Source organism: Microbacterium cremeum, assembly GCF_015277855.1.
Lineage (GTDB): Bacteria > Actinomycetota > Actinomycetes > Actinomycetales > Microbacteriaceae > Microbacterium > Microbacterium cremeum.
The window spans coordinates 3,164,176-3,183,754 of sequence record NZ_CP063812.1 but is presented as its reverse complement, the minus strand read 5'-3'; the positions used below and the strand labels follow the sequence as shown (position 1 = coordinate 3,183,754).

Annotated in this window: 17 protein-coding genes; 12 read left to right on the top strand and 5 right to left on the bottom strand. The window is 71.9% G+C overall.

Features of this window, described 5'->3' with window-relative positions:
* Nucleotides 1-511 precede the first annotated feature (511 nt).
* Entirely contained in the window at nucleotides 512-1,519 is a 1,008-nt protein-coding gene (locus IM778_RS14345; RefSeq protein ID WP_194409507.1) for a LacI family DNA-binding transcriptional regulator, read from the bottom strand.
* 122 nt (nucleotides 1,520-1,641) lie between these two features.
* On the opposite strand from IM778_RS14345, the gene xylA reads away from it, so the two are divergent.
* From xylA to IM778_RS14325, 4 genes are all read left to right on the top strand, one after another.
* Nucleotides 1,642-2,832 (top strand): xylose isomerase, encoded by a 1,191-nt coding sequence (gene xylA / locus IM778_RS14340; protein WP_194409506.1) that lies wholly within the window; start codon nucleotides 1,642-1,644, stop codon nucleotides 2,830-2,832.
* 141 nt (nucleotides 2,833-2,973) lie between these two features.
* On the top strand, nucleotides 2,974-4,293 hold the full coding sequence (gene xylB / locus IM778_RS14335; protein ID WP_194409505.1) for a xylulokinase: 1,320 nt from the start codon (nucleotides 2,974-2,976) through the stop codon (nucleotides 4,291-4,293).
* Nucleotides 4,294-4,430: 137 nt separating this feature from the next.
* Nucleotides 4,431-5,276 carry a transposase gene (locus IM778_RS14330; RefSeq protein WP_194409504.1) on the top strand — a complete coding sequence of 282 codons (846 nt, stop codon included), beginning with the start codon at nucleotides 4,431-4,433 and terminating at the stop codon, nucleotides 5,274-5,276.
* 72 nt (nucleotides 5,277-5,348) lie between these two features.
* Complete coding sequence (locus IM778_RS14325; RefSeq protein WP_273541850.1) at nucleotides 5,349-6,188, top strand: GTP pyrophosphokinase; 840 nt, start codon at nucleotides 5,349-5,351, stop codon at nucleotides 6,186-6,188.
* 20 nt (nucleotides 6,189-6,208) lie between these two features.
* On the opposite strand, the gene IM778_RS14320 is transcribed toward IM778_RS14325, so the two are convergent.
* Nucleotides 6,209-6,799, bottom strand: coding sequence for a TetR/AcrR family transcriptional regulator (locus tag IM778_RS14320; protein ID WP_194409503.1), 591 nt, complete (start codon nucleotides 6,797-6,799; stop codon nucleotides 6,209-6,211).
* Nucleotides 6,800-6,863: 64 nt separating this feature from the next.
* On the opposite strand from IM778_RS14320, the gene IM778_RS14315 reads away from it, so the two are divergent.
* The 3 genes from IM778_RS14315 to IM778_RS14305 all read left to right on the top strand — a co-directional run bounded on the left by IM778_RS14315 (nucleotide 6,864) and on the right by IM778_RS14305 (nucleotide 9,748).
* Nucleotides 6,864-8,000 (top strand): hypothetical protein, encoded by a 1,137-nt coding sequence (locus IM778_RS14315; RefSeq protein WP_194409502.1) that lies wholly within the window; start codon nucleotides 6,864-6,866, stop codon nucleotides 7,998-8,000.
* A gap of 63 nt (nucleotides 8,001-8,063) precedes the next feature.
* The gene (locus IM778_RS14310; protein WP_194409501.1) at nucleotides 8,064-9,266 is read left to right on the top strand and encodes a cation:proton antiporter; all 1,203 of its coding nucleotides are present in this window, start codon (nucleotides 8,064-8,066) and stop codon (nucleotides 9,264-9,266) included.
* On the top strand, nucleotides 9,263-9,748 hold the full coding sequence (locus IM778_RS14305) for a glutaminase (RefSeq protein WP_194409500.1): 486 nt from the start codon (nucleotides 9,263-9,265) through the stop codon (nucleotides 9,746-9,748). The genes IM778_RS14310 and IM778_RS14305 overlap by 4 nt, the downstream gene beginning before the upstream one ends.
* A 34-nt stretch (nucleotides 9,749-9,782) precedes the next feature.
* Here IM778_RS14305 and IM778_RS14300 read toward each other — a convergent pair whose 3' ends face one another.
* Entirely contained in the window at nucleotides 9,783-11,147 is a 1,365-nt protein-coding gene (locus tag IM778_RS14300; protein ID WP_194409499.1) for a collagen-binding domain-containing protein, read from the bottom strand.
* Nucleotides 11,148-11,261: 114 nt separating this feature from the next.
* On the opposite strand from IM778_RS14300, the gene IM778_RS14295 reads away from it, so the two are divergent.
* Nucleotides 11,262-12,098 carry a tryptophan-rich sensory protein gene (locus IM778_RS14295; protein WP_194409498.1) on the top strand — a complete coding sequence of 279 codons (837 nt, stop codon included), beginning with the start codon at nucleotides 11,262-11,264 and terminating at the stop codon, nucleotides 12,096-12,098.
* Between the two features lie 89 nt (nucleotides 12,099-12,187).
* Here IM778_RS14295 and IM778_RS14290 read toward each other — a convergent pair whose 3' ends face one another.
* Nucleotides 12,188-12,937, bottom strand: a complete 750-nt coding sequence (locus IM778_RS14290) for a glutamine amidotransferase-related protein (RefSeq protein ID WP_194409497.1) — start codon at nucleotides 12,935-12,937, stop codon at nucleotides 12,188-12,190.
* 163 nt (nucleotides 12,938-13,100) lie between these two features.
* Between IM778_RS14290 and IM778_RS14285 the strand changes: the two genes are divergently transcribed.
* The 4 genes from IM778_RS14285 to IM778_RS14270 all read left to right on the top strand — a co-directional run bounded on the left by IM778_RS14285 (nucleotide 13,101) and on the right by IM778_RS14270 (nucleotide 18,602).
* Nucleotides 13,101-13,766 carry an RNA polymerase sigma factor gene (locus tag IM778_RS14285; protein WP_228484568.1) on the top strand — a complete coding sequence of 222 codons (666 nt, stop codon included), beginning with the start codon at nucleotides 13,101-13,103 and terminating at the stop codon, nucleotides 13,764-13,766.
* The gene (locus tag IM778_RS14280; protein ID WP_194409496.1) at nucleotides 13,756-14,223 is read left to right on the top strand and encodes a hypothetical protein; all 468 of its coding nucleotides are present in this window, start codon (nucleotides 13,756-13,758) and stop codon (nucleotides 14,221-14,223) included. Before IM778_RS14285 ends, IM778_RS14280 begins: the two co-directional genes overlap by 11 nt.
* Nucleotides 14,224-14,293: 70 nt before the next feature.
* Nucleotides 14,294-16,054 (top strand): S8 family peptidase, encoded by a 1,761-nt coding sequence (locus IM778_RS14275; protein ID WP_194409495.1) that lies wholly within the window; start codon nucleotides 14,294-14,296, stop codon nucleotides 16,052-16,054.
* Between the two features lie 49 nt (nucleotides 16,055-16,103).
* Nucleotides 16,104-18,602, top strand: coding sequence for a CHAT domain-containing protein (locus IM778_RS14270; protein WP_194409494.1), 2,499 nt, complete (start codon nucleotides 16,104-16,106; stop codon nucleotides 18,600-18,602).
* A 196-nt stretch (nucleotides 18,603-18,798) separates the two neighbouring features.
* Here the strand turns inward: IM778_RS14270 and IM778_RS14265 are convergent, their stop codons facing one another.
* Nucleotides 18,799-19,551, bottom strand: coding sequence for a LysR substrate-binding domain-containing protein (locus IM778_RS14265; RefSeq protein WP_194409493.1), 753 nt, complete (start codon nucleotides 19,549-19,551; stop codon nucleotides 18,799-18,801).
* Between the last annotated feature and the right edge of the window lie 28 nt (nucleotides 19,552-19,579).

Sequence of the window (19,579 nt, the reverse complement as noted above, 5' to 3'; positions counted from 1 at the left end):
ACGTTTGGCGGGTCGATCGTCCTGCGTAGGCCAGATCACCTGTTTTCGTGCACGTGCCGCGGGGTGACGGATGCTGCGGGGTGACGGATGCGGCGGGGCGGCGGATGCGGCGGGGTGACGGATGTCGCGGGGCGGCGCTCGCCTTCCGGCCGCTGCCCGCCCTCGGGTGACTGCGGCGCGTGGTGCGGCATCCGTGTTTCTCAGATCAGGTGATCTGGCGAGCGCAGGACGTTTGGCGGGTCGATCGTCCTGCGTAGGCCAGATCACCTGTTTTCGTGCGCATGGCGCGGGCGACGGATGCCGCGGGCGGCGGATGCTCGGGGTGACGGATGCCGCGGGCGACGGATGCCGCGGGCGACGGATGACCCGGACGACGCATGCCGCGGGGCGGCGGATGCCGCGGGGTGACGGGTGCTGCGGGGTGACGGGTGCCGCGGGCCGACGGATGCTGCGAGGTGACGGATGCCGCGGCACGGCGTCGCCGTGCGGCACGGCGCCGGTGGGTCAGAGGTCAGGCGCGCGGGGCGGCGGTGCTCCCGCGGACCACGAGGTGCGTGGCGAGGTCCATGCGCAGCGTGTCGACGGCGGCGCCGTCGGCGAGCCGCAGCGCGAGCCGCGTGGCCTCCTCGCCCATGCGCCGCAGCGGCTGGTGCACGGTGGTCAGCTGAGGGCTCATCCAGCGCGAGAGCGCGATGTCGTCGTACCCGACCACCGAGAGGTCGTCGGGCACGCGGAGCCCGGCTGCAGCGCCGGCGGCGATCGCGCCGAGTGCCTGCAGGTCGCTTCCGGCGAAGATCGCGGTCGGCGGGTCGGCGAACGCGAGCAGGTCGCGCGCGTGGCGCTCGCCGCCGCCGGGATGGAAGTCGCCGAACCGGATCAGGTCGGGATCGATCGGGGTGCCGGCCGCGTTCATCGCCGATCGGTAGCCGTCGACGCGGGCCAGGGAGCACATCATGTCTTCGGGGCCGGTGATCGCGGCGATCCGCCGGTGCCCGAGCTCGATGAGGTGGCGCGTGGCCATGAGCCCTCCGGACCAGTTCGCCGAACCGACCGAGGGCACGTCGGGGGAGGGGTCGCCCGCCGGGTCGACGATGACGAACGGGATGCCGCGGGAGCGCAGCTTCTCGCGGAAGCGCTCGGCGATGTCGGAGAAGACCAGGACGACTCCGACGGGCCGCCGCCGCAGCACGCCGTCGATCCAGTCCGCCGACGGTGCGTGGCGGTCGCCGCTCACCGTCAGCACCACCGACAGCCCCGCCGCGTGCGCGACGTCCTCGACGCCCTCGATCACCTCCATGGACCAGCTCGGCTCGAGCTCGTGGAAGACCAGCTCGACGAAGTCGCTGCGCTGGCGCATGCCGCGCCGGGTGTAGCCGTGACGCGCGAGGTGCTCCTCGAGACGGGCACGGGTCGCGGGTGCGACGTCGGTGCGGCCGTTGAGCACCTTCGACATCGTGGCGAGCGACACGCCCGCCTCGGCGGCGATCTCGGCGAGCGTGATGCGCTGTCCGTCTGCCATGGAGCGATGCTACCTCCTCGAAACTCCCGAGAATCCAACCGAAATACGCTCGATCGGTGGGTGGACTCGGCATCGGCCATGGTATAGGTTGTCGTCAACAACATTTACCGCAAAGGAGCGTCATGCCCACCCCAACCCGCGCCGACAAGTTCTCGTTCGGTCTGTGGACCGTCGGCTACAACGGCACCGACCCCTTCGGCGGCCCGACCCGCAACGCGCTCGACGTCGTGCACGTCGTCGAGAAGCTCGCTGAGCTCGGCGCCTACGGACTCACGTTCCACGACGACGACCTGTTCGCGTTCGGCTCGAGCGACGCCGAGCGCCAGAACCAGATCGATCGCCTCAAGGGCGCGCTCGCCGACACCGGTCTGATCGTGCCGATGGTGACGACGAACCTCTTCTCGGCCCCCGTCTTCAAGGACGGCGGCTTCACCTCGAACGACCGTGCCGTGCGCCGCTACGCCCTGCGCAAGGTGTTCCGCCAGCTCGACCTCGGTGCCGAGCTCGGCGCCAAGACGTTCGTCATGTGGGGCGGCCGCGAGGGTGCCGAGTACGACTCCGCGAAAGACATCCGTGCGGCGCTCGAGCGCTACCGCGAGGCCGTGAACCTGCTCGGCGACTACGTCACCGACAAGGGCTACGACATCCGCTTCGCGATCGAGCCGAAGCCGAACGAGCCCCGCGGCGACATCCTGCTGCCGACCCTCGGCCACGCGATCGCGTTCATCGACTCGCTCGAGCGCCCCGAGCTGGTCGGCCTCAACCCCGAGGTCGGACACGAGCAGATGGCGGGCCTGAACTTCGCCGCAGGCATCGCGCAGGCGCTGTACCACGGCAAGCTCTTCCACATCGACCTCAACGGTCAGCGCGGCATCAAGTACGACCAGGACCTCGTGTTCGGCCACGGCGACCTGCACAACGCGTTCGCGCTCGTCGACCTGCTCGAGAACGGCGGCCCCGGCGGCGTGCCCGCGTATGAAGGCCCGCGCCACTTCGACTACAAGCCCTCGCGCACCGAGGACGAGAAGGGCGTGTGGGAGTCGGCCGCGGCGAACATGCGCACGTACCTCCTGCTCAAGGAGCGTGCCGCGGCGTTCCGCGCCGACCCCGAGGTGCAGGAGGCCCTCGAGGCCGCCCGTGTGCCCGAGCTCGCGGTCCCCACGCTCAACCCGGGCGAGTCGTACGAGGACTTCCTCGCCGACCGCTCCGCCTACGAGGACTTCGACGCCGACGCGTACCTCGGCGGCAAGGGCTTCGGGTTCGTGCGCCTGCAGCAGCTCGCGACCGAGCACCTGCTCGGCGCCCGCGGCTGAGGCATCCGTCACCGTCGTCGTGGGCCCTCCCGCGGCGCTTCGACACCGCGAGAGTGCATCTGGCGGACGAGGGGTAGGCAACCTCCCTGCCCCTCGGCGACCAGGTGCACTCTCGCGGCCCGGGCAGAAAGGACACCGCGGATGACGCAGGTGTTGGGGGTCGACTCTTCGACCCAGTCGTGCAAGGTCGTGGTCGTCGACACCGCGACGGGCGACGTCGTGCGCCAGGGGCGTTCGGCGCACCCCGACGGCACGTCGGTCGATCCGAACGCGTGGTGGCACGCGCTGCAAGCGGCGCTCGCCGACGCGTCGGCCGACGACTCCGCGGTGCTGAGCGGCGTCGAGGCGTGGGCGATCGGCGGCCAGCAGCACGGCATGGTGGCGCTCGACGCCGACGGCCGCGTGATCCGCGACGCGCTGCTGTGGAACGACAAGCGATCGGCGGATGCCGCAGCCGACCTCACCCGCGAGTTCGGGGCCGAAGAGCTCGCGCGGCGCACGGGACTGGTGCCCGTGGCGTCCTTCACCGTCACGAAGCTGCGGTGGCTGCGCGACCACGAGCCCGACAACGCTGCACGCGTGGCCGCCGTCGCCCTGCCGCACGACTGGCTGACGTGGCGGCTGCGCGGATTCGGCCCCGCCGGCGAGTCGCCGCGCGGGCCCGTGCTCGACGAGCTCGTGACGGACCGCTCCGACGCGTCGGGCACCGGCTACTGGAACCCCGAGACCGGCGACTACGACCGCGAACTCCTGGTCGCGGCGCTCGGCCACGACGTGGTGCTGCCGCGCGTGCTCGCCCCCGCCGAGTGGGTGACGGATGCCGACGGCCGGCGGGTCGGGCCGGGTGCCGGCGACAACGCGGGCGCGGCTCTCGGCCTCGGTGCCGGGCCGGGCGATGTCGTGGTGTCGATCGGCACGAGCGGCACGGTGTTCGCGGTGAGCGACGATCGCACGGTCGACTCGTCGGGCACCGTCGCTGGCTTCGCGGACTGCACGGGGCGGTTCCTGCCGCTCGTCGCGACGCTCAACGCCGCGCGCGTGCTCGACGCGATCGCGCGGGTGCTGGGCGTCGACCACGCCGAGTTGTCACGCCTCGCACTCACCGCGGAGCCGGGCGCCGGCGGGCTCACGCTCGTGCCGTACTTCGAGGGCGAGCGCACGCCGAACCTGCCCGATGCCACCGCTTCGCTCACCGGCATGACCCTCGCTTCGACCACGCGCGAGAACCTGGCACGCGCGGCCGTGGAGGGCATGCTCTCAGGGCTCGCGGCCGGACTCGAGGCGCTTCGCGCGCTCGGCGTCCCGCTCGAGCGGGCGCTGCTCATCGGCGGCGGCGCGCAGTCCGAGGCGGTGCGCGAGATCGCCCCGCTCGTGCTCGGGCTGCCGGTGGAAGTGCCCGAGCCGGGGGAGTACGTCGCGCTCGGCGCCGCGCGGCAGGCGGCATCCGTGCTGCGGGCCTGAGGCCGGCGGGGATCGCGTGCGCAACTCCTGAGATCCTCGGGCCTCCCGCGCGCGAGCGCCGGGATTCCGCGATCCGCCCGCGGGCGCGGGGCCGGATTTCAGGAGTTCCGACCACACGATGCGTGAGAATGGGGCGGATGCCGCAGCCCGACCTCGAAGACAAGCTCGACGTGATCGCCGCCGAGCTCTACGCCCTGCCTCCCGGGGAGTTCACGGCGGCGCGCAACGCGCGCGCCGGGCTCGCCCCACCCGCGGTCGGCACCCGGGTGAAGGCGCTGCGCAAGCCGACCGTCGCGGCGTGGGCGGTGAACCTGCTCGCCCGTGAGGGGCAGCTCGGCGACGCGCTCGAGCTGTCGGCGGCGCTGCGTGAAGCGCAGGACGACCTCGACGCCGCCGAGATGTCACGGCTGGGGCGTCAGCGTCGGCAGCTCGTCGCGGCGCTCGCGAAGCAGGCCGTCGATCTCGCGAAGGACGCCGGGGTCGCCGTCGGCGCGACAGCGCGCGAGGACGTCGAGAAGACCATCAATGCGGCGGTGATGGATGCCGCAGCCGCCGCGGCCGTCATGACGGGGCGTCTGGTCAAGCCGCTGGAGGCCGGCGCCATCGAGCCCGAGGCTCTGGCCGACGCGGTCGGCGGGTCGGTGCCGGGCGTCGTGGCCCCGCCGCCGCGCGACGATCTCGCCGAGCGCCGCGCCCGCAGGGCCGCCGAGAAGGCTTCCCGCGAGGCCGAGCGGCTCGCCAATGAGGCCGAGCGCGTGCTCTCGCGCATCGACGACCGCCGCGCGAAGGCCCAGGAGCGGGCCGACCACCTCGCGGAGCGCATCGGCGACCTCCGCCGCGACCTCGCGCGGCTCGAGGAGGAGGCCGCTGCGGCCGATTCCAAGCTCGCCGCGATCGAGCGCGAGCATCGCGATGCCGCCGCGCAGGCGGAGGAGGCGGCGCGCGAGGCCGACCGCGCGCAGCGTGCGCTCGACGAGCTCTGACGACGCGCAGACGCAGGTCGAGGCATCCGTCTTCACAGGACTCTCGTAGCCGGCCTGCCTAGCGTGGAGGACATGGCGACCCCCGCCCCCCTCGTGCCCGTGACCACCCCCGACGACGATGCCGAGATCACGGTGTCGGCCGGCGAGCTCCGCGAGATGCGGGACGGCTTGCAGCGGTTCCTCATGGAGTACCGCTTCGGCCTGCAGGAGATCGAGACGAAGATCGGCATCCTGCGCGACGAGTTCCTGCTCACGCACGACTACAACCCGATCGAGCACGTGTCGAGCCGCGTGAAGTCGCCCGACAGCCTCGTCGAGAAGGTGCAGCGCAAGGGCATCGACCCCGACTTCGGGTCGATCCGCCGCAGCATCACCGACATCGCGGGCATCCGCATCACGTGCAGCTTCGTGGCCGACGTCTACCGCCTCTTCGACCTGCTGACCGAGCAGGACGACGTGCGAGTCATCAAGGTCAAGGACTACATCGCCGCGCCGAAGGAGAACGGCTACAAGAGCCTGCACGCGATCATCGAGGTGCCGGTCTTCCTGTCGACGGGGCGCATCGAGGTGCCGGTCGAGGTGCAGTTCCGCACGATCGCCATGGATTTCTGGGCGAGTCTCGAGCACAAGATCTACTACAAGTACGCCACGCGCGTGCCCGACGAGCTGCTCGAGAGCCTCAAGGACGCCGCGGAGACGGCCGCCGAGCTCGATGAGCGCATGGAGCGTCTCCACGGCGAGATCCGCGGCCGGTCCGTGGGCGACCTGGCAAGCGGCTCGCCGGTGATCCGCGGTCGCGAGACCGAGGCGCCCTCGGGCGACGGACAGGGCGTTCCGCGTGCGCTCACGAGGGGTGCCGAGCGCCCCGTTGCGCCGACGGATGCCGCGCCCTCGGCGGCCGGCCCGGTCTGAGCCCGCGAGGGCGACGGTCGTCAGCTCGCGAGAGCGGCGGCCGCGCTTGCGACGTACTCGTCGATGTCGCGCGGGCCGAAGACCGCGGCGTTCGCGACATAGCCCTGGGCGAGCGCCGCGATGGTCCGAGCGCAGCGCGACGCCTGTCCGGCGACATCCGCCGCGGCAGTGCCCTGGGCGCCGGTCCAGGGCGTGATGGCGATGGTGAGCGAGTCGAGCAGGCGCCCCGCTGTGCGCAGCATCTCGGCGTGCAGCTCGGCGTCGACCATCGCCTCTCCCCAGAACTGGATGACGAGGGCGGGTGGCAGCCCGGTGTCGCGGAACGTCGAGAGCATGCCGAGGAGCGCGTCGCGGGGCGACACCATGTCACCGCGGGCTCCGGCGATCTCGAGCGTGTCGAGACGCGGCAGCAGGAATCGCCCCACGACGTAGCGGGCGAGCTCCGCCTTGTTCGTGAAGTGCGAGTAGATCGCCCCGGTCGACAGTCCGGACTCGGCGACGATGTCGGCGATCGAGGTGTCTCGGACGCCCTTGCGCTCCAGCACGCGCAGGGCGGCACGGGCGATCTCGTCGCGCCGTGCCTCGCGGTACTCCTCCGACACTCTGGGCATGGAAACAGAATACCGATTCTGTTATTCTCCAAAACAGAACGCTCATTCTCTTTAGGAGGTCGCGATGGCCGCTCTTCGTGAAACCCCGCGCCGCACGCCCGTCCCGCCGACCCGGTGGGGCTTCGCGGCGCTGTTCGGACTGGCCGGCGCCCTGGTCGTCGCGGTGATCGTCATGGCCTTCGTGTGGCCCGCCGCCACGTCGCAGGCCCAGAACCTGCCGGTCGGCATCGACGGACCCGCGGATGCCGTCGCCGCCGTCGAGGCGGTGCTCGCCGAACAGGACCCCGAGCCCTTCCAGCTGCACGACGTGGACTCGCGGGCCGACGCGGTCTCGCGCATCGAGTCGCGGGAGCTCTACGGCGCGATCCTCCTCGGCGACGAGCCCGAGGTGCTGATCGCCACCGCGGCGAGCCCTGTCGCGGCGCAGGCTCTCCGCGGCGTCGCGACACAGCTGCAGCTGCAGATCGACGGGCGTGCGCAGACCGCGCTGGCCGATCAGCTCACCGCCGTCGTCGGCGCGCTGCAGGCGGGCCAGCGACCCCAGCTCCCCGGCGGCGCAGCACCCGGCGCCGCCGTCGAGGTGCCTCAGGTGACCGTCACCGACCTCGTTCCGCTCGCCGAGGGGGACGGGACGGGCGCGGGCCTCGCGGCATCCGTCTTCCCCCTCGTCCTGAGCGGGATGATCGGCGGCATCCTCCTGACGCTGCTCGTGCAGGGGGTCGTGCGACGCCTGGTCGGGCTGGTGGTGTTCGGTGCGATGGCCGGAGTGGTCATCGCCCTCGTGATGCAGACGTGGTTCGGCATCCTGCAGGGCGACTGGCTCCTCAACGCGACGGTCATCGGGCTGGGGGTGAGCGCCACCTCCGCGCTCGTCATCGGGCTCGCCGCCGTGATGGGCCCTCCCGGCATCGCCGTCGCGGCGATCATCACGCTCCTGATCGCCAACCCGATCGCGGGCGCGGCTGCCCCGCCGCAGTTCCTCCCCGAGCCGTGGGGCGCGATCGGCCAGTGGTTCGTGCCGGGCGCGTCGGCGACGCTGCTGCGGTCGGTGACGTACTTCCCGGATGCCGCGACCGCGGCGCAGTGGACGGTGCTGGGTGCGTGGCTCGTCGCCGGCATCGCCCTCGCGCTCCTCGGGCACCGGCGGAGCCGGGCCGAGCTCGCCCCGCCCGCGGCGCAGCTCGAGCGCACCGGGGACTGAGCGGGAGGATTCCGCGCGATCTGCACGACGGTGGAAGGGCCCGCTCGTCGCTAGTCTGATCGCGTGGAAGAGCCCCAACCGCTGATGCTCCTGCTGATCCCGCTGCTCGCGGTGCTCGCGCCCCTCCTCGCGCGCGGGGTCGGGCGGTGGGTCCGCATCCCGGTGGTCGTGTTCGAGCTCGTGCTCGGCATCCTGATCGGTCCTGCGGTCCTGGGGTGGGCGCAGGAGCACGCGTTCATCGCGACACTGTCGGACTTCGGCCTGGCGTTGCTGTTCTTCGTCGCGGGCACCGAGATCCAGTTCGGTTCGTTCCGAGGACGCCTCGGCCGGCGTGCCTCGCTCGGGTGGCTCCTGAGCCTCGCCGTCGGCGTCGCAGCCGGATTCCTCCTCGCCCCGGGCGAGGCCGCGATCGTGATCGGCGTCGCCCTCTGCTCGACCGCACTGGGCACCCTGCTGCCGATCCTGCGGGACTCCGGAGAGCTGCGCACGCCGTTCGGCCAGGCGGTGGCGGCGATCGGCGCGGTGGGGGAGTTCGGGCCGCTGATCGCGATCTCGCTCTTCCTCGGCGGACGTGAGCTGGGTCTCGCCACTGTCGTGCTGGTCGGCTTCATCGCGATCACCGGGCTCGCGATCTGGCTGGCGTTCAAGCTGCCCCGTGGGGCGATGCACCGCTTCGTGAACTCGACGCTGCACACATCGGGGCAGTTCGCAATCCGTGTGGTCTTCCTGATCCTGTGCTCGCTGATCGCGTTGAGCATCGTGCTCGACCTCGACATGCTGCTCGGGGCCTTCGCCGCCGGCGTCATCTGGCGCCTCCTCATGCGCGACGCGTCCGAGCACGACCGTGAGGCGGTCGAGAGCAAGATCGAGGGCGTCGCGTTCGGCTTCCTCGTGCCCGTGTTCTTCATCTACACGGGTGTCACGTTCGACCTGCAGTCCCTGCTCGAGGATCCCGTGCTGTTCCTGCTGCTGCCCGTCGGACTCGTCGCGCTCCTGGCGGTGCGTGGCCTGCCGTCGATGCTCGCGGCTCCCGAGGGGTCCTCGCGCCGCGAGCGCTTCTCGATCGCGCTCCTCGGGGCCACGGGGCTTCCGATCATCGTTGCGGTGACGGCGATCGGCGTCGACGAGGGCATCCTGTCGTCGTCGCAGCAGGCGGTGCTCGTCGCGACGGGCATGCTGTCGGTGCTGCTGTTCCCGCTCCTGGGCATGGCGCTTCGCGGCGACAAGGTGCGCGCGGGCGACTCGATGCAGGACGACATGGCATGACCGCGAGGGAGCTGCTGACGGCCGCGCGCGAGCGGCTGCGCGCGGCTCCCCGCGAGGCTCTCGGCGAACTCGTCGAGCTGCGCCGCATCCTGGGCGTTGCGCGCCAGCCGCGTATCGCACGCCGGAGCGAGGCCTGGCATCTGGGTGTTCTGCTGCTCACCGACGACGCGGTGCTCGCGACCGGCGACATCGTGCGAGCGCGACAGGAGGCCCGCCGCGGCTACACGGCGGAGTCGCAGCGGCGCCGGGCCGAGCTCGCCGCAGCCGCCCGCCGCGGGGGATTCGCGGAGGGCGAGATCGTCCACATCGGCTGGCGGATGCTGGATCCCGACGCCGTCGACCGGGGTGAGGCATCCGGCCCTCTCGCACCCGTCGACGGGGTCGTCAGCATCCGCTGGAGCGCCGCGGGCGGCTTCGTGCCGCTGGAGCGCTACCTCGACGAGCGGATCGGGCTGCTGCTCGAGCCGCCGCCCGGCGCCTGACGCCGGGCCCGTCGGGGGGAGGGGCGTCCCCGCTTCACGAGCGGCGGCGAGTCCGCGCCCTTACGACCGCGTCGGTCACCACGAGTGCCGCGCCGCCTCCGAGGGTCAGCAGCGCCACGATGGGCAGGATGCCGGGGCCGCCGCCCGTCGCGGGAAGAACGCCTCCGCCGGTCGGCGTCGGGGTGGGCGCGACGGTGGGAGTGGGCGTCGGAGTCGGTGTGGGGGTGGGCGTCGGTGTGGGGGTGGGCGTCGGTGTGGGGCCGATGTCCTCGATGCAGGTGAGGTCGGGGAGGAACGGGAAGTCGTGGACTTCGCGCGGGGTCGGCCCAGGCAGGGGTGCGGGACCGTGGATGAACGAGGCGGCGATGACGTTGCCCTCGATGTTCTGCGTGACCTGCCAGTTGAGGTCGGCGCGCGGTGCGAAGACCGTGCCTTCGAGGGTGTCGCCGCCGGTGACGACCACGGAGGTGGCGTCGACGAAGTTCCAGAGGATGAAGTGCGCCTGCGGCGAGGCGATGCCGGCGCTGCCCGGCATCCGCCCCTCGAAGGCAGGTCCGTACACGTTGACCAGCAGGGGTGTGTCGGCGGTCGGCGGCGTCGTGTAGGTGATCTCGGCGATGTTCTCGAGATCGGCCGTCGTCATCTCGACGACGTTCGTCTGGCCGGGGAGGAGGGTGATGCGCGCGTTGGCGTCGGGGGCGGCAGGCAAGGGCAGGGGCTGGCTGTCGTCGCGGGTGAGGAGCGGGGTGGTGGGCGTGCAGGTCCCGAGCGTGGTGCTGGTGGCGCGATAGAGGTCGAAGGCGCCCGGGATGTCGATGAAGGGTGCGGTCGCGGCCAGATCCCCCACCGAGGCCGGAGGCTGTGACACCTGGAGTTCCACGCGCGGTGAGTCCTCGTACGCGGACCCCACCGGCACCAGGTGCGTCGGCAGGTCGGGCGTGCCGTTGCTGTCGGTCGTGAGCGCCGTGTACGTCGACGTGTCCGCGACCTTGGCGTAGCCGCCGTTGTGCACTTCGAGGTTCGCCGGAAGCGACGGGAACACCAGCCCGCCCCCGACGTGCAGGTGCGTCGGGGCCGCATCGCCGGGCACCTGATAGGTCGGGAGGAACGGTGCCGCGCCGGCCGCGATGTTGTAGCCGCTCACGATGTTCAGGTCGCCGCCGGTGGCGAGCGTGCCCTCGGACTCATCCGCGTTGACCGTCGAGTCGCCCTCGATGAAGATGAGGAACCCGCTGTTCGCGGGGTGGCCGTCGAGCGGCTGACGCACCGGATTGATCGGTCCGATCGTGTCGCCCGGCGCGGCGGTCGCCCCGTTCACTGCCAGCATCGAGACCCCGGCGGCCGCGAGCATCACGCCGGCGGTCGAGGCGGAGAGCAGTCTGCGCCGTTTCGTCCTCATCACCCCACTTTCGCATGATCGACGCCGATCGCACCCGTGAGAGTTCGCCTAGAGTGCGGGCGAGCCGCTGTCAACCCGCTGCGAGCGGCGGCGCGGGCGCCCTACCGTGAGCGAATGGAGACTCCGGCAGAACCTGCGCTCGCCCCCGAGCGCGAGCGCAGGAAGGACGCCACGCGACAGGTGGTGGTGATCTGCGCGTTCTGCTTCATGATCGTCGCGGCACTGGTCGGGGTGGGGGTGTTCGGCGGGACCCCGATCCAGGACGTGCAGGACGGCGCGCTCGACGCCGACGGCTCGTACCTGGCGCCGGCGCGCCCGGCCTTCTCGATCTGGAGCGTCATCTACCTCGGCCTGCTGGGTTATACGGCGTGGCAGGTGTCCCCCCGCCAGCGTTCCCGCGAACGCCAGCGGGCGCTCGGCATGCTCGTGGCGGGCACCATGGTGCTGAACGGACTGTGGCTGGCCGCGGCGCAGTTCGCGTCGCTGCCGTTGACCGTCCTCGTGATCGTGCTGCTGCTGATCGCGCTGGCCGTGACGTTCCACGTGTCCATGGCGTTTCCGGGCCGCGGCGTCGCCGACAGCGTGCTGATCGACGGCGTCACCGGGCTGCACCTCGGCTGGGTGACCGTGGCGACGGTGGCGAACATCGCGGCGTGGGGCGCGCCGGCGACGGGCGAAGGCGGCGGGAGCGCGACCGGATGGGGCATCGCGACGGTGGTGCTGATCGCGGCGGTCGGCGTGGTGATCGCCTGGTGGAGCCGGTGGCGCCTCGCGCCGGGGCTGGCGATGGGGTGGGGGCTCGTCTGGATCGCCGTCGCACGGCTGACCGGTGACCCCCATGACCCCGGGATCGGCGTCGCCGCGATCGTCGCCGCCGTGATCGTCGTGATGACGCCCGTGGTCGGGAAGGTCGGGCAGCAGGTCATCGAAGTGCGCAACGCCGAGGCGTGACTCAGCCGGCGGCGGCGGCGGGCGAGGCGTGTATCAGCCGGCGGCGGCGGCGAGGCGTGTATCAGCCGGCGGCGGCGGCGAGGCGTGTATCAGCCGGCGGCGGCGCCGAAGCGGTCCGCGAAGGCTCGGATCAGTCGCGACGGCTCGGTGACGGATGCCGCGAGCACGCGTCCGGCGACCTCGTCGTACGCGTGGGACTCGAAGTATCCGTCGTCGCGATAGACCGCCATGCGCTCGGTGAACGCCTTGGTCGTCGGCTCGGGATGGAACTGCGTCGCGTAGAGCCGGTCGCCGACGGTGTACGCCTGCACCGGGCACGCGTCGTTGGTCGCCAGCAGCCGTGCGCCGGGCGGGAGGGACTCGGTGCCCTCTTTGTGCGCGCTGAGCGCCGTGAACCGATCGGCGAGTCCGCCGAACACCGGGTCGGCCGCCGCCGCGGGAGTGAGCGCGATCGAGACCGGACCGGTGTCTTCGGGGAACGCGCGGCTGACCGTCCCGCCGAGCGCGCGCGTGGCGACGCCGATGCCGTAACAGGTGAAGAGCGCCGCCGGGCCGCCCCCGGCCGCCGCCGCCCTGGCGATGAGGGCGAGGTCCGCCTCGAGCCGCCGCTGCGCGTCCGTCTTCGTCGACTCGGGGTCGGTGACGTTGAAGGGGCTCCCGCCGACGAGGAACCCGCGGTATCGCTCGAACGCATCGGCGGGGAGGGGCTCGCGCACGAGATCGTGTCGGGCGAACTCGTGCTCCGGCACTCGCATCGCCGATCGGAACGACTCGTACTCGGCAGCCGCGGCGCCCTCCTGCGGCCGCACGCACACGTAGAGCAGGGGCGCCGTCGTCATGTCACGAATTCTAGGCCGGACCGGCGAGAGTGCAGCTGGTCGCCGAGACCCTGGGTAACACCCACACTCTCGGCGACCAGCTGCACTCTCGCGGATGGGCCGAGGAGGGACGTATCAGGGACGCTCTATCGCACTCGGGCATGGTGTGGACACAATGGGCGTCATGACGCAACCGGACGCCGAGGCTGGGCGGCTGCAGCCGGAGGATCCGCGCGACGCGTCGGCGGTGCGCGGGGAGCCGGCGGAGACCGTCGAGCCGACGCGATGGCAGCGTGCCGCGGCGCTGTTCGTGCGATGGCGCGAGGGAGACGGCCGTGCGATGGACGAGCTCGTCCGTCTCATGTCGCCGCCGCTCTGGCACGTCGTACGCGCGTACGGACTCGACCACGCCCTCGCCCAGGACGTGGTGCAGACGACGTGGCTGACGCTGGTGCGCCGGCACGAGACCATCCACGACCCGCAGGCGGTGTCGGGATGGCTCACGATGTGCGCGCGCCGCGAGGCGTGGCGCGTCGGAAAGCAGCACCGGCGAGCCGACCCGACCGAGGCCGAGTCGCTCGAACCCCATCTTCCGGTCCACGAATCCGCCGAGCAGACCGCCACGCACGACGACGAGACCCGTCGCCTGTGGACGGCGGTCGGAACGCTCAACGAACGATGCCAGCGCCTGTTGCGGATCGTCGCGTTCGAGGACCGTCCCGACTACGCGCGCATCGCCCAAGACCTCGCGATGCCGATCGGGTCGATCGGACCGACGCGCCAGCGCTGTCTCGCGAAGCTCCGCGCCGCACTCGAAGGCGACGGATGGAGGGACGACGATGGAGACTGAGGACTTCGCGGCCGATGCCGCCCTGTTCGCGCGCATGCGGCACATGTGGGAGGAGATCGACCCCGTGCCGGCCGACCTCGTCGACCGTATGGTCGCCGCCGTCGCCGTCGAGGACCTCTCGCGCGAGTACGCCCTGCTGACGCTCGTCGAGGGCTCGTTCGCCGCCGTGCGCGGCGAGAGCGACACCGCGACGCTGCAGTTCAGCGACGGCACGACGAGCGTGCTGCTGCACGTGACGGCCACCGAGGACGGCGGCCGCCGCGTCGACGGATGGGTGGATGCCACGGCACTGGCGATCCGGCTGGTGCAGGGCGAGCGCGAGTGGGCCGCCGATCCTGGCGAGCACGGCCGCTTCGCCTTCGAGGAGGTCTCACCGGGGATGGCACGGCTGCGCCTGGTCGTGCGGGCCGCCGACGGCGAGCTGCGCGACTTCCAGACCCCGCAGTTCGAGGTCTGACACGCACGATCAAGAATCCGGATGCCGCGGCCGTGGTGGCCGCGGATTCCGCTGTCTGTGAGGAGAACGCATGCCCGGAGAAGAGAGCACCCCACGACGCACCTGGCGCGAACGCGAGGTCGCGGGCGAGCCGAAAGGTGTCGTCCTCGACCCGCGCCGAGAGCCGGTCCCTGGACTCCAGGCGTATGGCACGGTCTACATCCCGAGCCACCTCGTCGTGTCCGGTGACCCGGCCGCCGCGACGCGAGTGTTGAAGGATGCGGCAGGAAAGCTCGGGTGGGACGTCGAGCTCGAGACGGTCCGAACGCGCAACGGCGGTGACGCCCTGAGTCGCGCACGGATCGTACAGGCGCCGCGCGAGGGGCGCGACGACGAGCCGGTCCCGCCGGTGGACGCGTGGCGGCTGCTGCAGCAGGCGCGCCGCGACCAGCTTGTCGCCGAGCGGCTCGCCGACGGTGGGCGGAAGCGGTCGGCGGATGCCGATGACAACTCGTCTCGAACCGATGCGACGCGAGCGGTGTCGCTCGAAGCATCCATCGCGAACGACCCGGATCAGCGCGCGGCAATCGCCGCCGCACGCCGTGGGTCGGCGCGCTCCCGCGCGCCGAGGGTCGTCGACGATCCGGTCATCGCTCAGGTGAGCCTCGACCACGTCCTCGGCGTCGACCCGATCGACCTCAACCCGCACGGGCGCACGAATCCGCACGGGCGCACGAATCCGCACGGGCGCACGAACCCGCACGGGCGCACGAACCCTGCCGGCACCGAAGGCTACGCCTACCCCGGGTCCGGTGGACTCGAGTTGGTGACATTCGTCGGTCCGCCGCCGGCGGAGCGCCTTGCGCTCGCGGAAGGTGGTCGCCGACCCGTCATCGCCTTCGCCGACACGGGCTGCGGCGAGCATCCGTGGCTGACATCCGACGAGCGCACGGTGGTGCGCACGATCCATTCGGCGAGCGGCGGGGTGATCGGGGTCGATGACCCACAGAGCGACCCCGAGAAGTACGGGGACCTCTCTGGACCGCTGGACGGGTTCCTCGACGACGCTGCCGGGCACGGCACATTCGTGGCAGGCATCCTCCGCCAGGTGTGCCCCGACGCCGAGCTGATCGCGATCCGCGTGGCTGACAGCAACGGCAGTGTCCTCGAGAGCGAGCTGATCACGGCACTGGAGGAGCTCGCGGAGTGGATCGATGCGGGCACGGACGACGATCCCCACCACGTGGACGTCCTGAACCTCTCGCTCGGCTACTACCACGAGACTCCGGAGGACGGACGCTTCAGTCTGCGCCTCTTCGAGGCGCTCGGTGCGCTTCGGTCGAGGGGGTGCGTGGTCGTCTGCTCCGCGGGCAACGACGCGACGGAGCGCCCCGCGTTCCCGGCGGCGTTGTACAACTGGGGCGACCCCGACCTCACTTTCGACGAGCCGACGGGCGCCGCGCGCCACATCGCCGTGGGGGCGCTCAACCCGCAGGGCACCTCGGTCGCCCTTTTCAGCAATGTGGGTGATTGGGTGACGACGTACGCCCCCGGCACGTCGGTGTTGAGCGTCTTCCCGTCGTTCGAAGGTGGAATGCAGGCTGCTTCGCGCGCGGACAAGGGGGATCGACGGCGCCAGAGCCTCGATCCCGACGACTTCTCCGGTGGGCCCGCTGGCGGGTTCGCGGTATGGAGCGGGACCTCGTTCGCGGCCCCGTTCGTGTCGGCGACGATAGCGGCGCAGCTCGCGCCCTCTCTCGTGCAGGACGCGAAGGCCGCACGCGCCTCGAACGCCGTCGAGAAGGCGCTCAAGGCGCTGCAGCAGAATGACGGGTCACGGCTGACCGCGTAGCCGCCCACGTGCGCCCCCCGATCCTCGTGGATCGGGCCATGATTGCTAGATGGGGATCGGAGGCGAGGCCGCGGCGAAGCACCGGCGCGGCGTCGATCTGGCCAACCGCGGTAGTTACTCGGACGCGCGGCGCGTGCTGGCTGCGGCGTACGAGGCCGCAGAGACGGCGGGCGACGTCAACCTCATGGCTCGCGTCGTCGGCACCGTCGCGTATGTGCTCGCGCGGCTCGGCGACGTCGACGAGGGCGAGCGACTGTGCATCGAGATGCTGTCCCGCGAGGGACTCGATGACGTGACGGTCGCTCAGCTGCACGGTCAGCTCGGAGCGCTCGCACTGGAGCGCGGGCTTCCGGATCAAGCGGTCGAGTGGCTCACGAAGGGCGCAGACGGGCTGCGGGACGAGCCTGTTCGTCGCGCCAATGTGCTGATGAACCGCAGTCTCGTCGAGATGGATCGCGGACGCCTCGACGCGGCCCAGGCGGACCTCGAGGAAGCGGAGGGCATCTATCGTGCCGCGGGTCTCGCCGAGGAGACGAACCAGGCCGTCCACAACCTGGGATATCTCGCGATGCGACGCGGTGACGTGCTGACCGCGCTGAAGACCATGCAGAGCGTCCGCGATCCCCTCGACGAGGGTTCCGATGTGTGGGCTGCCATCAACGAGCTCGACCGGGCGGAAGTGCTCCGCGACGCCGGCCTCGTGACCGAGGCGGAGACGCTGCTCGAGAAGGCGGCTGTCGTGCTCGGCCGAAAGCGGGCGCCCCGCGAGCGAGCGGGCGCCGAGTATCAGCTGGCACGCTCACTGTTGAACCACGATCCCGATCGTGCGGTCATCGCTGCGCGCGTCGCCGCGCGGCGGTTCCGGGCACTCGGAAGCGACGGCTGGGCTCTCCGCGCCGAGGCGATCAAGCTGCGCGCACAGCTTGCGGTGGGGCGGATCGACAGGTCGGGGCGACCGGTGCGGCAGGGACACCGGCTGCCCTCGGAGGCGACGGTGGACGCTGTCGTGAGCGCGCTGAGACGGCATCGGCTGGTCGCGGAGGCGGAGGCGCTCCGGTTGGCGGACGTGCGCGCACGGGTTCGCCTGCACCGGCGGCCGGTGCCCGCGGCGGTGCGGATCCCACCGCGCATGCCCCTGGAGGTCACGACGCTGGCGCACGAGACCCGAGCAGTCGTCGCAGCGGTGGAGGGGCGAGAGGGCGACTGCCGGCGGCACGCGGCAAGGGGGCTCGACGCGCTCATCCGCGCGCAGAGCGCTTTCGGGAGCCTCGACCTGCAGACCAGCTCCGCCATGCGGGCGGGTGGACTGCTCACAGAAGGACTTTCCTCCGCGCTGCGCTCGGGCCGCCCGGACGTGATCTTCGACTGGTCGGAGCGCGCCCGCCTGATGAGTCAGCACGTTGTGCCGCTTCGCCCCCCGCGGGATGAGGATCTGGCTGCCGATCTCGCAGAGCTGCGGACCATCCGGGCCGCGGCCGGCGATGACGACTGGCTCGCCGACCCCCGTGCGCATGTTCTCGAGCGACGGATCCGGGACCGGCAGTGGGCCTCGACGACGGCCGGCGGGGCGACCGGCAGGATCGGGATGAGTGAGGCCCTCGACAGCCTCGGCGCGGGGGAGGCGCTGATCGCCTACGTCTTCGACGGCAATCGGCTGATCGCGCTCACTCTGTTCGAAGGCTCGGCCTCGATCGCCGAGCTGGAGTGGAGTGACGTCCGAGGCCTGCTCACGGGCCTCCGAGCCGACCTCGACGTGGCTGCGCGGGTGACGTCGGGACCGATGTCCACGCTCGTGCGCGACAGCCTGCGTGCGCGCGTCGAACGCCTCTCCACGTTGCTCGTGGGGCCGGCGCTGCCGCGCATCGACTCGGCACGCCGCATCGTGGTGCTCGCCCCGGGTGTGCTCTCCGGCATCCCCTGGTCGATGCTGCCGGCGCTCAGCGGCCGGGCATTGACCGTGCCGGGGTCGGCGTCCGCGTGGGCCGGGAGCCGCCCTCGGGGCGTGTTCCGCTTCGCGTCGGCAGGCTTCGTGATCGGTCCGAGGGTTCCCCGTGCGAGCGAGGAAGTAGCGGCCGCGCGAGGCTCGTGGCCGAGTGCGCCGACACTGCGGGACGGCGACGCCACGGTGTCTGCGGTGACGGAGCTGGCCTCGCAGGTCGACGTGCTTCATGCCGCCGGGCACGGCCGCCACGCGGTCGACAACCCGATGTTCTCGGGTCTCGAACTCGTGGACGGCACACTCTTCGGGTACGATATCGACCTCATCGACCGAGTGCCCGACACCGTGGTCCTCTCGGCCTGTGAGGTCGGGCGCTCATCCGTGCGCTGGGGCGAGGAGGCCGTCGGCATGGCGCGAGTGTGGCTCCACGCCGGAACGCGCGCGGTGGTCGCCGCGCCGGTGGTGGTGGCCGACGACGAGGCCTGCGAGCTGCTCGGTGCGATGCATGAGCGGCTCGCAGCGGGAACCGGTCCGTCGGAGGCCTTGGCGGCGGCATCCGAGCGCACCGGCATCATGGCCCCGTTCCAGGTGTACGGCGCCGGGTTCTGAGTTTCCTTCCGTCCGGATGTATCACGGCAGGCGCCGCACACTCCTCGCATCATGGAACGGCTCGCGCCGTCCGGGCTCTGGGGGCCTGGGCGCCGAGACGGCGATCACATCGGGGACGCGGCTGGGGAGCGTCGTCTTCGCAGCCGTTCCGCGAGGGGATGCCGCAGCGAGGGGAACGCGCGGCATCCCCTTCGCTTCATCCGCGCGACGAGTTCGCGGTACGCCCGCGCACGATGCCGACGAACGTCTCGACGGCGGGCGTGGTGCGGTCCGCGACCCACGCCAGGGCGACCGTCGAGACCGGGCCCCCGCGCAGCGCGCGGTGCTCGACGTCCTTGCGGTGATGCAGCCGCGCGAGCGACATCGGCACCACCACGATCCCGACTCCCGCAGCCACGGTCGCGATCGCCTCGGCCGTGTCGGAGGGCGGATCGAAGCGGGGCGGCACAGTCGCCGGAATCCGGATGCCGAGCACGTCGTCCTGCGGCACGATCAGCACCTCGCCCTCGAGGTCGCCGGGCTCCAGCTCGTCGGCGGCCGTCAGGTGCGAGTCCTTCGCGCACACGACGACGGGCACCTCGTCGTAGAGCGGGATGACGTGGAGTCCGTGGTCGTCGATCGGCAGCCGCACCAGCGCGGCGTCGGCCTCGGCCTCGTCGAGCGCCTCGCGCTGACCGGCGACGGACAGCGGCACGAGCTCGAGCGCCGTGCGCGGCATCCGCTCCTTCCACACGTCGATCCACTTGCCGGGCGTCGCACCGGGGATCGCACCGAGGCGGAATGTGCTCGGCTCGGCGACAACCGGCTCACGGGGAGCCGCGGGCGCCGGCCCAGGAGACGGGCGCGGCGTGCGCTGCGGCCGCGGCGCCGCGGATCCCTGGGAGCCCTGACGGCGCCGGGGCGCGGCATCCCGTCGCGGCTGTCGTCCGCCGCTCCTGCCCTTCGCCATATCGCTCAGCGTATCCCGGGCGCTATCG